3 protein-coding genes are annotated in these 13741 nt (G+C 70.3%); 1 reads left to right on the top strand and 2 read right to left on the bottom strand.

Annotation, left to right across the window (positions count from 1 at the left end):
- The first annotated feature begins 2 nt into the window (after positions 1-2).
- The gene (locus FFS52_RS19745) at positions 3-10283 is read left to right on the top strand and encodes an amino acid adenylation domain-containing protein (RefSeq protein WP_349291725.1); all 10281 of its coding nucleotides are present in this window, start codon (positions 3-5) and stop codon (positions 10281-10283) included.
- Between the two features lie 344 nt (positions 10284-10627).
- Here FFS52_RS19745 and FFS52_RS19740 read toward each other — a convergent pair whose 3' ends face one another.
- Both FFS52_RS19740 and FFS52_RS19735 read right to left on the bottom strand, forming a co-directional pair.
- Positions 10628-12976, bottom strand: coding sequence for an AAA family ATPase (locus FFS52_RS19740; protein ID WP_137810683.1), 2349 nt, complete (start codon positions 12974-12976; stop codon positions 10628-10630).
- Positions 12973-13662, bottom strand: coding sequence for a hypothetical protein (locus tag FFS52_RS19735; RefSeq protein ID WP_137810682.1), 690 nt, complete (start codon positions 13660-13662; stop codon positions 12973-12975). The genes FFS52_RS19740 and FFS52_RS19735 overlap by 4 nt, the downstream gene beginning before the upstream one ends.
- Between the last annotated feature and the right edge of the window lie 79 nt (positions 13663-13741).

Here is a 13741-nt window from a genome sequence, read left to right as displayed (position 1 = left end):
GGGTGCGGGTGGTGAATTTGTATGGGCCGACTGAGGCGGCGGTGGATGTGACGTCGTATGTGGTGTCGGGTGGTGAGGTGGTGGTGCCGATTGGTCGGGCGGTGCCGAATGTGTCGGTGTGGGTGTTGGATTCGCGGTTGCGTCCGGTGCCGGTGGGTGTGGTGGGTGAGTTGTATCTGGGTGGTGTGCAGGTGGCGCGGGGGTATGCGTCGCGGGCGGGGTTGACTGCGGAGCGGTTTGTGGCGGATCCGTTTGGTGGGGTGGGTGTGCGGTTGTATCGGACGGGTGATCGGGTGCGGTGGAGTGGTGTGGGGGAGTTGGAGTATGTGGGTCGTGTTGATTTTCAGGTGAAGTTGCGGGGGCAGCGGATCGAGTTGGGGGAGATCGAAACCGTCCTCGGCACCACGCCGGGTGTCGCCCAGGTGGTGGTCTCGGTCATGGAACTCGCTGCGGGAGAACAACTCGTGGCTCACGTCACCGGAGCGGATGTCGACGTCGAGAAGCTGAGCGCGACGGCTGAGCAGCTACCCGCGTACATGCGGCCCACGTCCTGGGTCGTCCTGGACGCGTTGCCGTCGAACACCGCGGGCAAGGTGGACCGCAAGGCGCTGCCCGCGCCGGATTTCGTCGCCGCCGAACGCGTACTCCCCGAGACCGACGCCGAAGTCGCGATCGCCGGTGTCTTCGCCGACGTGCTCGGGCTGTCTGCCGCGGACTCGGTGTCGGTGACCGACAGCTTCTTCGATCTCGGCGGCAACTCGCTGGCCGCGACCCGACTCGCGGCCCGCGTCTCCCGGATGCTCGGCGTCCCGGTACGGGTGCGAGACGTCTTCGACGCCCCGACGGTCCGGGATCTCGCGCGTCGAACTCAGGCGGCAGACATCGCCGGGGCCGGAACCGCAGTCCCGGATCGGTCGACTGCACCGGCCCGTCCGTCGGTCTTGCCTCTCTCGAGCGCCCAGCGCCGCATGTGGTTCATCAACCAGTACGAGCCGGCGGTGGCGTCGTACATCATCCCGTTCGCATTCCGACTCCGCGGCACGGTCGAGGTCGAACATCTCCGTCGAGCGCTCGCGGACGTGGTCGCGCGTCACGAGGTTCTCCGGACCACCTACCCGGTGTCCCGCGACGGACGCCCCGAGCAACGAATCCACGACGTCGATCCGGAGAATCCCGGATTCGACTGGGCGGTGGCGGATTCCGAGTCCGAAGCGCTGGCCGTCGCCGCCGAGCCATATGACCTGACCCGTGACCTGCCCGTGCGCGCCCGTGTGTACGTCGACCCCGGCACGAGTGCGCTGCTGGCCGTCAGCATCCATCACATCGCCGCCGACGGCGAGTCGGGCCGGGCGCTGTCGCGCGATCTGCTCACCGCGTACTCGGCACGACGCGACGGTCGGAGCCCGGACTGGCCGCCGCTCCCGCTCCAGTACGCCGATCACGTCCTACGGGCCGCCGGACGAGCGGACGAGCACCGGCAGTGGTGGGCCCGCCGGCTCGACGGCGCCCCGGTCTTCATGGATCTGCCCACCAGCTACCCACGTCCGGCCACGCCGACGATGCGGGGCGCGACCGTCGAGTTCGTCATCCCCGGACGCGTCGCGCAGGGGGTCGGCATCCTCGCCCGCGCCGGCGACGCCACCGCATTCATGGTGCTCCACGCCGCACTCGCCGCGGTGCTGGGTCGGCTGTCGGGGAGTCGCGACGTCGTCATCGGGACCGCCGCCGCGGGCCGCGACGGCGACACCGACGACTTGATCGGCATGTTCGTCAATACGGTGGCGCTGCGGACCCCGATCGTCCCCGCACAGCCGTTCGCCGACCTCCTGCGGGTGGTGCGCGAGGTGGATCTCGACGCCCTCGATCACGCCGGCGTGCCCTTCGATGACGTCGTCGACGAACTCGGGGTGGCCCGCACCGCGTCCCACGCGCCACTGGTCCAGGTGCTGCTCACCACGTCCGATCTCGCCGCCCCCGGCGCCCTTGATGGGCAGGTCGCCGGTCTCGACGTCGAACCCGTTGCCGTCGAGGACAACTCGGCAAAACTCGACCTGACCCTCGGTGTTCTGACGGACCCGGCCGAGGGGGCTCCGTGGCGCGGTTCGCTCACCTACGCAACGGACCTCTTCGACGAATCCGCCGCACGCCGGCTCGCGGACCGATTCGTCGGCGTACTGACGTCCGCGGTTGGCGACAGCACACTGCCGGTCGGGGACCTCGAGCTGCTGACCCCGGACGAGGAGATGATCCCGCTCGTCTCGGGCGACCCCGATCCCGCCCCGGGCCTCCTCTCGGACCTGCTCACCGACGCGGCGCGGATGCGTCCGACCCACCCGGCCGTCGTCGACCCCGCCGTAGCGGACCCCGAACACGTCTGGACCTATGCCGAACTCGATTCGGCGAGTTCGCATCTCGCGACGGTCCTCATCGACCGCGGTATCGGTCCGGAGGACGTGGTCGTCAGCGCGTTCCCGCGTTCGGCGACGGCGCAGCTCGCATTGTGGGCAGTGGCCAAGACCGGTGCGGTGTACTGCCCGATCGACCCCCGCTACCCGGCGGAACGCATCGCTCGGGTCCTGGACGCCGCGAACGCCGGGCTGGTGCTCACCGACGGGAGTGTCGAGGGGCCGACCGCCGACACGGCCTCCACGTGGCCGCCGCGACTGCTGCTCGACGCGGCGCTCGTCGCCGACCTGCGCAGACGCCCGGCGCTCGACCCGCCGCGTCGCAAGCGGCCGGTGGCACCCGACTCCGGCGCCTACATGATCTTCACCTCCGGATCGACCGGGACGCCGAAGGGGGTGCTCGTGACGCACCGCGGCCTTGCGGGTGTCAGCACGGTGCTGCGCGACCGGCACCGATCCGGGTCCGACGCGCGCTGGCTGGGGATCAGCTCGCCCGCGTTCGATGCCGCCATGCTCGAGGTCCTCGGTGCCTACGGCAGTGCTGCGACGCTCGTCGTCGCGCCTCCCGAGGTGTACGGGGGCCGCGAGCTCGCCGACTTCATCACGACGCACCGCACCACCCACGCCTTCCTGGTGACGTCGGTGGCGGCGTCGTTGCCGGATCCCGGCCGCCTGCCCATGACCGACGTCCTCGTCGGCGGCGAGGCCGTCCCCGACACGGAGAAGGACCGGTGGGCCGCGCACGTGGCGTTCCACAACGGTTACGGACCCACCGAGACCACGATCATCAGCGTCACCTCGCCCCCGATCGGCGTCGACGAGCCGGTCCACCTCGGCAGCCCGGTCCCCGGCGCGAGCGCCCATGTCCTGGACGAGCGGCTGCATCCGGTGCCGCCGGGGGTCGTCGGGGAGCTGTACCTCGCCGGTCCCGAACTCGCACGCGGTTACCACGGACGGCCGGCGCTGACCGCCGAGCGCTTCGTCGCCGCCGTCGACGGGGCACCGGGCACGCGGATGTACCGGACCGGGGATCTCGTGCGCCGGGACCGCAGTGGCGGATTGGTCTACGTCGGCCGCGCCGACTTCCAGGTCAAATTGCGCGGACAACGGCTCGAACTCGGTGAGATCGAGGCCGTCCTGACCGCACACCCGCAGGTGCGGACGGCGGCGGTCATCGGGGTCGGGAACCCGGTGACCTCGCTGGCCGGTTACGTCGAACCCGTCGAGCCCGGACGGCCGGTCGAGATCTCCGCCCTCCGTGAACATCTCGCGACCCATCTGCCATCGCACATGGTCCCGGCGGCACTCACGGTGCTCGACTCCATGCCGCGCAGCCCGATCGGGAAGATCGACCGCGCCGGCCTCCCCGCCATCGAGCCGTCGAAGGCCGACGCCGAACGCGTTCCGCCGTCGACGCACACCGAGCGGTTACTCGCGGCCATCGTCGGCGAGGTTATCGGACTCGACGACGTGTCGGTGACCGCTGACTTCTTCGTCATCGGCGGCAACTCGTTGTCGGCCACGCGTGTGAGTGCCCGCGCGGGGGACGCCTTCGGGGTCCGCGTCGGTGTCCGTGACGTCTTCGAGGCGCCGACGGTTCGCCTGCTTGCTCGTCGCGTCGACGCAGCTTACGACGACGCGTCACGACCGCCGCCGCTGCGCCGTGTCGATCCGCGGCCCGCGCACATTCCGCTGTCGTATGCGCAGCAACGGATCTGGTTCCTGAACCGGTTGGATCCTAATTCGGGGGCCTACACCATCCCGATGGCCGTCCGCCTCCGCGGCCGGCTCGACCGGGGTGCGCTACGCGCCGCCGTCGTCGACCTGCTGGACCGCCACGAGATCCTGCGGACCGTGTTCCCGGCGCCGGGTGGTGAACCGCGGCAGCACATCTTGCCGATCGACGAGGCCCGGGCCCGCCTGCGGTGGGAGGACATCGCGGCTCCGCGGGAGCCCGCCGACCCGGCCGCACTCGTCGGTGATGCCGCCTTCGACATCACCACCGAACTGCCGCTGCGTATTCGCCTGTTCGCGGTCGGCGACGGTGGGATCGACACCGACGACCACGTCCTCGTCGTCGTACTGCATCACATCGCCGCCGACGGTGAGTCGATGAGGCCGCTCGTCGCCGATCTGTGGGGGGCCTATCTGGCGCGTGCCGCGGGCCATGCGCCAGCGGCGGCCGCGCCGGCGATCCAGTTCGCCGATCACGCACTGTGGCAACGGGAGACGCTGGGGGACATCGACTCGCCGGAGTCCGTTCTCGGTCGCCAGGTCGGCTACTGGGTGAATCGACTGTCGGGGATCCCCGACCTCCTCCCGCTGCCCACGGACCGGCCGCGACCGGCGGTCGCGTCGCAACGGGGCGGTCGCGTCATCGCGGCCATCCCGACCGAACTGACACAGCGGATCGCGGACACGGCCCGCGCCCACGGGGCCACCGAGTTCATGGTCGTCCACGCCGCGCTGTCGATCGTGCTGGCCAGGCTGTCCGCGACCCGCGACATCGTGATCAGCACCCCGGTTGCCGGACGGGGCCATGCGCGTCTCGACGACCTCGTGGGAATGTTCGTCAACACCGTGGTCCTGCGCACCGACGTCGACCCCCGGACCCCGGTCGGGGACTTCCTCGAACGGGTGCGCATCGACGACATCAACGCCCTCGCCCGCGCCGATGTGCCGTTCGAGTACCTGGTGGACCGGCTGTCCCCGGTCCGGTCGGAGGCGTTCGCCCCGATCAGCCAGGTGATGCTGTCGGTGCTGCACGATCAGGACACCGGAACCGTCGGGACCGACCCCTCGGGATCGGCGAAACTGACCTTCGAACCGATCGAGGCGTCCACCGGCACCACCCAGCTCGACCTGACCGTGGCGGTGACGATCCGTCCCGAAGGCGCGTGGGACGTCGAGATCGTTTATGCCACCGACCTGTTCGACGAGCGGACCGCGCGCACCGCGATCACCCGCCTGACCAGGGTCCTCGAGGCGGTCGTCGGTGCCGACGACATGGCTGTCGGTGCCATCGACCTGACCGACGCGTCCGAGCGCGCGCGGATCGCCGAACTGGTCGTGGGCCCCGATCTCTCGGTGCCGTGGTCGACGGTCACCGATGCGATCGAGGCGGCCGCGCGACGCTCACCGGAGTCGACGGCCCTGGTGGCCGGTGCGCGATCCGTGACCTACCGCGAGTTCATGGACCGGATCACCCAGCTGGCCGAGACGATGTCCGCACACGGCGTGGGTCCGGAAGTGGCCGTGGGCGTGTGTATCCCGCGGTCGGTGGAGCTGGTGCTCGCGATCCACGCGGTGGTGATGGCCGGCGGCAGCTATGTCAGCATCGACCCGTCGACTCCGTCCGAACGAGTGGCCGCGATGGTCGACGCCGCGTCGATCGCGGTCATCCTGACCGCTGAGGTGACCCCGTCCGCGCTGTCCGGTCTGTCGGTACCGACCCTCGTCGTCGACGGAAACGCCCCGCCGGAGGACCGCTCGGGTCCCCGGCCGGAACTCCGTCGCCCGCGTCCGGGCAACGCCCTCTACACGTTGTTCACGTCCGGCTCGACCGGAACGCCGAAGGGAGTCACGGTCAGTCACGGCGCCGTACTCAACCGACTCGCATGGATGGCGGTGCGTTCCCCGCTGCGTCCCGACGATGCCGTTCTGCTCAAGACGCCGGTCACCTTCGACGTGTCCGTCCCCGAGTTGTTCGAACCGCTGATGGCCGGGGCCCGCCTCGTCATCGTCGAGGACGGCCGCCACATCGACCCGGCCCATGTCCTCGCCGAGATCGAGCGGCATCGGGTCACCTCGGTGCACTTCGTGCCGTCGATGATGGCGGCGTTCGTCGAGTACATCGGCGACCACCCGCGGAGGCGCGCGGCACTGTCGTCGTTGCGGCGTGTCAACGCGTCGGGCGAGGCACTGCCGGCCGCCACCGCCGAGGCCATGGCGGCGCTCGTGCCGCAGGCGGACCTCGACAATCTCTACGGGCCGACGGAGGCGGCCGTCGAGGTGACGGCCTACCGCTTCGCCCCCGGCGACGTGATCGTGCCGATCGGGCGCCCGAACGCGAACACCACCACGTGGGTGCTGGACGACGGGTTGCGCCCGGCGCCGGTCGGGGTGGTCGGCGAGCTGTACGTCGGCGGCGATCAGCTGGCGCGCGGCTATGCCGCCCGGCCCGACCTCACCGCCGAACGGTTCGTGGCCGACCCCACCGGCCCGCACGGAGGGCGCCTCTACCGGACCGGTGACCTGGTGCGCTGGAACGCCTCCGGTGCGCTCGAATACCTCGGCCGGGCAGACTTCCAGGTGAAGTTGCGCGGACAGCGCATCGAGCTCGGGGAGATCGAGACCGTCCTCGCCCGCGTCGACGGCATCTCGCACGCGGCGGTCACCGTCCGGAGCGGTCCGGCGGGTGATGCACTGGTCGGATACCTCGCCGGCCGTGTCGATCTCGACGCGATCCGTGAGCATCTGCGGCAGGCATTGCCGCAGTACATGCACCCGACGCAGTGGGTGGTCCTCGATTCGGTTCCGGTGACCGCGACCGGCAAACTCGACCGCCGGGCCCTGCCCGCGCCGCGGAGCGAGCCGGTCGAGATGGTGCCGCCCGCCGACGCCGTCGAAAGGGCGGTGGCCGTCGTCGTCGCCGACGTGCTGGGACTCGACGAGATCTCGGTGACGACGCCGTTCTTCGATCTGGGCGGCAACTCGCTCGCCGCGATGCGGGTCGTCGCCCGGATCGGCGAGCAGCTCGGGACCGACCTCGATGTGCGCGACCTCTTCCGCACCCCGACGGTCCGCGAGCTCGCGCAACTCGTCACGCGTCGTCGGGTCTCCGACCATCCGCTCGTCGCCCGGCCCCGGCCCGAGCGCATCCCGTTGTCGTACGCGCAACAACGACTGTGGTTCATCAACCAGTTCGACGTGACGTCCCCGACGTACAACATGCCGATGGCATTCGACATCCGGGGATTCCTCGATGTCGACGCACTACGCGCCGCGGTCGCGGCTGTGATGACGCGACACGAACCGCTGCGGACCGTCTACCCGCTCGGCGACGACGGGGTGCCGCTCCAGCACATCCTCGATCCTTCGGTCGCGGCGGCCCGACTGCGCTGGGAATCGGCCGGGACGCCCGAGGACGCGATGGCATTGTGCGCGGAGGGATTCGACGTGACGACGCAGCTGCCGCTGCGTGTGGTGACATCGCTGGTATCAGCCGAGGGTGCGGCGCCGCCGGTGTGTCGAGTCGTGCTGGTACTGCACCACATAGCCGGCGATGCGGCGTCCCTGGCGATCCTGGCCGCGGAAGTCCTCGGTGGGTACCGCAACGGTCGACGCCCCGAAGACGGGTCGATCGAGGTACCGGAGATCGCATACGCCGATCACGCGCTGTGGCAACGCGATGTGCTCGGGGACCTCGACGACCCGACCTCACCGATGGCGGCGCAGTACTCGTTCTGGACCGAGACGCTGGCCGACGTTCCGGCCGCACTGGAGATCCCCGGTGACCGTCCGCGTCCACCGATCGCCGACCCCACCGGTGGTCGGCTGCCCCTCGAGATCGGCGAGGAGCGCAGCGCGGCGGTGGCGGCGACCGCACGCGTGCACGGGATGACCCCGTTCATGGTCTGTCACGCCGCCTTCGTCGCCGCACTCGCCCGTGTGGCCGATGTGCGGGACATCAGCGTCGGCGCCGCCATCTCCGGTCGCGGGCACGCGGCCACGGCCGGGCTCATCGGGATGTTCGTCAACACCGTGGTGCTCCGCACATCGGTGCACTCCGAGGACACGATCGAGGACCTGCTGCGCCGGATTCGTGACGCCGATCTCGCGGCCTTCGCGCACGCCGACATCCCGTTCGAGACCCTCGTCGAGCACCTCACCCCGGTTCGGTCCACCGCCCACGCGCCGCTGGTGCAGGTCATGATCAACTACCTCGGCGAGTCGTCCGGGACATCGACGTTGCCCGGTATCGGCGCGGACGCCGAGCCGCTCATCGTGGACGGTCTCGAGGTCGTGACCGTCGAACCGGGGCCGCCGCCGGCGAAGGTCGACCTCACCCTCGGTCTCGCGGAGCGGTCCGTCGGTGAGGCTGTCGAGTTGGTCGGCGAGATCGACTACGCCGCAGCGCTGTTCGACATCGAGACGATTGAATCGATACGCGACGTCTTCCTACGCATGCTCGACGCCGTGACCGGTGACATCGACACGGTGCTGGACGAGGTCGATGTGACCGGTGCCGTTGACGGTGCGTCGCTGATCCTCGACAGCGCGAGCCGGGCGGCACCGGCGCGGGTGCCGGGAGAGCTGTACGAGCGCGCGGGAGACGGTTCGCTGATCGCGACGGGGATGTGGGCGCGGTGGATCGACGCCTCGATGACACGACCGGAGATCCTCGGGCCGGTCGAGCGTCACCCCCGGATCGGCGGGCGGCGAGTGGATCTCGATGCGGTGGAGGCGGCACTCAACGCGGTGGCGGGCGTCGCCACTGCGGCGGTCGTGGCGCCGGCGTCCGACGGTCAGCCGACGGATGACGGAGTCGAGGTGGGGGCCTGGGTCGTGGCCGACCGCGACGGCCCCGGCGCCCCCGACCTCCGACGCGAGCTGTCGAGAGTGCTGCCCGCACACTGTATTCCGACGGTGATCAGCGTCGTCGACGCCATCCCGGTCGGCGCGGACGGCCGACCCGGACGCCGCGAGGCCGCGGCGCTCATGACCGCAGCCGGTGGGGGACGCGAGGACGCCGAGCCCGCGGCCCCGACCAGCCGCTGGGAAGTGACGGTCGCCGAAGCGATGTCGGAGATCACCGGGACTGCGGTGACCGACGCGGACCAGGGTTTCTTCGACCTCGGCGGGACCTCGCTGTCGGCGGTTCGGCTGGTGTCGCTGCTGCGACGACGGACCGGACTGCCCGTCGAGGTCGCATGGATCTTCGCCGGACCCACACCGCGCGATCTCGGCGCCCGGCTCGCTGCTCAGGCGACGCACGAGGAATCCGCCGACACCGCCGCCACGCGGGGCCAGGTCGTCGTGCCGCTACGGGCGGACGGCAGCCGCGAACCGGTCTTCTGCGTCCACCCCGCCGATGGGTTGGCGTGGCTGTTCGCCGGTCTCACAACGTATCTCGACGACCGGCCGGTTTTCGGTCTGCAGGACCCCTTCGTGGTGGCCGGCGACACGGCCGCCACGTCGATCCGCGAACTCGCCGCGCGGTATGTGGCCGAGATCCGGGCGATCGTCCCGCAGGGGCCCTACCACCTCGTCGGTTGGTCCCTCGGCGGGCTCATCGCCCAGGAGATGGCGGCCGAATTACATTCGCAGGGTGCCGAAGTCGGGTTCCTCGGCCTCCTCGACAGCTATCCCGCGACCGGTGACGAACTCGAGACCGGCGGTGAACTCGAGACCGACGGGGCGCCGGCGCGCGCCGAGGCGTCCGCGGAAGATGCGCGAGCCACGGTCGCGGACCTGCTCGGCGGGTGGCGAGCGGTCATCGACATCGACGCGGTGACCGCCTCCGACGATCCGGCCGCGATGGCGGCGGCGGTCCGCGAGCGGGTCGTCGGACTCGGACTCCTCGACGGACCCGCGTTCGACCGCATGCTCCAGCGGATGGCGACGTCGGCCCGACGCACCGTCGACCATCGGCCCCGAACCTACGACGGCGACGCGATGCTCGTCGTCGCGGCGGCGGGGGAGGCCGACCCGGACAGCACCGCCGGACGCTGGACACCGTTCCTCCGCGGGCGGGTCACCCGTGTCGACGTCGATGCCGATCACCTCGGGATCGTCGGTACCGACGCGCTCGAGGTGATCGGACCGCGGATCGACGCGGCGATCCGCGAGGCCGAGTCGCGCGGCGACAACGCCTGAGGTACGCGTTAACCCCGCTCCCCAATCCGAAAGAAGCGCATAACCCCTGGTCTCGAGCCCAAGGGGCCTTGTGAGCCATTACTCCCTGATCCGAAAGAACGGACACGACCATTGCTCCCTGAGGTGCGAGGAGCGTTAGCCGCCGGGCCGAGCAAGCGACGAAGGAGCGCGTCGAGGTCGACGAGCCACGAAGGGCCTGGTGAGACGCGTTGCTACACCCTTCGTGGCTCGCTTCGCTCGCACCTCAGGGAGCACAGAGTTCGGACGTTCACGAGTGTTCTTTCGCAGTCCACTACGGCCGCCAGGTCGCATCAACCGGGAGCGGAGCGGGGATCGCGCGCTCCTCAGCCGGCCGGCAGATCCGCGAGGGCGTCGGGGAGGTCGCCCCGATGGACGACGACGAGTCGCTGGGTCGCCCGGGTGAGGGCGACGTACAGGTCGCTGAGCCCGCGTGGTGACTGGTCGATGATCGCAGCGGGCTCGACGACGATGGTCGTGTCGAACTCCAGGCCCTTACAGCTCCGCACCGTGTACACCCGGGGCGGTTCCCGGTCGGGGAGCGTGAAGCTATCCGGCGCCAGCGCCGCATGGATCGCGTCGTGCAGGTGATCGGGGACCACGACGGCGGTGAGGCCGTCGGGTTCGGCGAGCCCGACGGCTCGGAGGACGGCGTCGGCGATGCTCCCCGGGGAGTCGTTGTCCGCCCGCAGCGCCACCGGCTCGATCCCGTTGCTGCGCAACGAGGTCGGGGCCTTCTCGCCGTTGCCGATCTCGTCGAGGACCCGTGCCGCGTACTCCATGATCTCGCTGGGGGTCCGGTAGTTGACCGACAGCTCCTTGAACTGCCAGCGCTTCGCGACGTAGGGCTCCAGGACGTCGCCCCAGGAGCGCGTGCCCGCCTCGTCGGACGTCTGAGCGGTGTCGCCGATGATCGTCATCCACCGATTCGGGATGCGTCGCATCACCATCCGCCAGGCCATGGCGGAGAGCTCTTGGGCCTCGTCGACGATGACGTGGCCGAACGTCCAGGTGCGGTCGCCGTAGGCACGTTCGGCCGTCGTGGCGCGTCGTGTCTCGGTCTGGCGGGACGCGAGCTGTTCGGCGTCGATCAGGTCGTAGGCCATCAGGATCTCGGGATCGAGTTCGTCCTCGAGGTCCTGCGGCGCCGAGCCGGTCAGGATGTCCAGTGCGTCCTGCGCCTCGGCCAACTGGCGACGCCAGCGTGCGCGTTCGGCCCGCTCCGCGTCCTCGGTGCCGTAACCGATCAGCTCGGCGAGCTCATCCAGCAATGGGACGTCGGCAGGTGAGAAGTCCGCACCCGACGTCGTGGCCGGGCGCGACGGACGGTGCAGCGCAGCACGATCGGCGTCCGTCCAACCCGGGGTGGCCTTGCGGATTGCGCGTTCGTCGCCGAGCAGGTCGCGGAGGAGGGCCTGCGGGGTCAGCGTCGGCCAGTAGCGCAGCAACGCGGCACGGATGTCGGGATCGCGGCTCATGTCGTCGCGGATGTCGGCGATGTCTGCGGGGCTGAGCAACTGCGAACCGTCGAGCAGGCTCGATCCGATGGTCGCCGCGTGCCGCGCCGCGAGTTCGGCGAGTCCCGCCTTCAGGAAAGTGTTCTGCGAGAGGTTGTGGGCGCGTCGGGTCGCGCGGGCCTTGGCGCGTGCGGCCTTGACCAGAGCCGAGTCGATCTCGACGGTGTAGCTGTCGAAATCGACTGACTCGGGCCGAGACGGCAGCGACTGCTGGGCGCGCACCGCCCGCTTGAGGACGTCGACCATGCGCAGCCCGCCCTTGACCGCGGCGGTCGTCCGCGGGTCGGCGGTGCCCGCGCGGACGCCGGGGAACAGGTCCCCGATGGTCGAGAGGAGCACGCCGGACTCGCCCAGGGAGGGCAGCACCTGGCCGATGTAGTTCAGGAAGTCGTCGTTGGGTCCGATGATGAGAATGCCGCTGCGCGACAGGTTCTCGCGATGTGTGTAGAGCAGGTAGGCGGCTCGGTGCAGCGCCACGGCGGTCTTGCCGGTTCCGGGGCCGCCCTGGATGACGGTGACCCCGCGATGCGTCGACCGGATGATCAGGTCCTGCTCGCGCTGGATCGTCTCGACGATGTCGGTCATCTCGCCGGTGCGGGCGGCGTTGAGGGCCGCGACAAGAGCCGACTCGTTGACGACGTCGCCGTGTCCGAAGTCGTCGAGCAGCGCATCGCCTGCGGTCAGGGACTCATCGCTCACCCCGCGGACCTTGCGGCTGCGGGTCCGGATGTGGCGACGGCGCGCGACGTCCTCGGGCGCGGCGGGCGTCGCCAGATAGAACGGCCGGGCCAGCGGCGCGCGCCAGTCCAGCAGCAGGGTGGCGTCGGTGGCGGTGGCGTCGAGTTCGCCGTCGTCGGCGAAACCGTCGTCGAGGACACCGATGCGTCCGATGCGCCGGATCTCGCCGTCCTCGAGGTCGAGACGACCGAAATACAGATTGTGTTCGGCGGCATCGAATTTGGCGAGATCCTCGTTGTACATCCGCTCGTAGGACTCGCGTTCGGACAGCGCCTGCGGTGTGCCGCCGCGTTCGGAGAGCGTCGACGACAACCGACGCTGGGTGGTCCGACGCATCCGGTCCAGCCTGCCGTACACGCGGTCGAGGTGCCGTTGTTCCTCGTCCACGCGGGGGTCGGTGTCCGGCGAGAGGGCGGTCATCGGCCGTCCCCGATCGACAGCGGTGCGCGGGACCCGTGGGACCGGGCCAGTCCGGCGGCCCGGATGCGGGTGGTCATCGCCCGGGGGTCGGTGGACAAGCGGCTGCAGACCTGCGACGCCGGGTCGGCGAGTGTCTCGTCGTCGAGTCGGCGGGACAGCCACTCGAGAACGTCGGTCTGTGCGCCGAAGGGGACGGGGTCACCGGTGACCGGGTCGGCGAGGACGCCGTGCCGGGACACGTACAGGTCGAAGGTCGCAGGCGGGGTCCACTCGTCCGGAAGGAGGGGAGAGGGACGGCCGAGAACGGGGTGGTCGCGCGTAGTCACTGTCTGTCGATCATAGTTGGGTTCGGTGGCGTCGAGAGCATCGATGTGGGTGGGACCCAGCCAGGCCGCGGTCGTCGTGATCGCGCCCTCACCTGCGAGGATCGGTGCGGCCGGGATGTATCCCCGGGCCGCGACATGGGCGGAATGGCCGACTGTGATGTTCGCGACGCGGACCGTGCGGAGGCAGATCCGGTCCGTCGACGGAACGTGGGCGAGCTTGCGACGTAGAACGTCGGGGGCGGCATTCGACCCGACTGCGATCACGAGCCGCGAGCCGGCCGACGGGACCGTCCCGAACGGCGGACCCGTGAGCGTCATCTCGTGCAGCGAGGCCTCTCTCAGCGCCGCGGACGCGGGCACCCAGGGATAATCCTCTGGCGGGTGCTCCGCGTCCGTGGTCGTGAGATCGGTTGTGCTCAGGGTCGTGCTCGTATCTGTT

Origin of the sequence: Gordonia sp. ALPHA1B1, from assembly GCF_005502615.1 — a bacterium.
In the GTDB taxonomy this organism is placed as follows: Bacteria; Actinomycetota; Actinomycetes; order Mycobacteriales; family Mycobacteriaceae; genus Gordonia; species Gordonia hongkongensis.
Note: the sequence above shows the minus strand (reverse complement) of the source record. Positions and strands in the feature narration are given on the sequence as shown.

Bases quoted from the DNA above. Each gene is read 5' to 3' on its own strand.
- FFS52_RS19740 (WP_137810683.1), bottom strand. From the start codon at position 12,976: ATGACCGCCCTCTCGCCGGACACCGACCCCCGCGTGGACGAGGAACAA.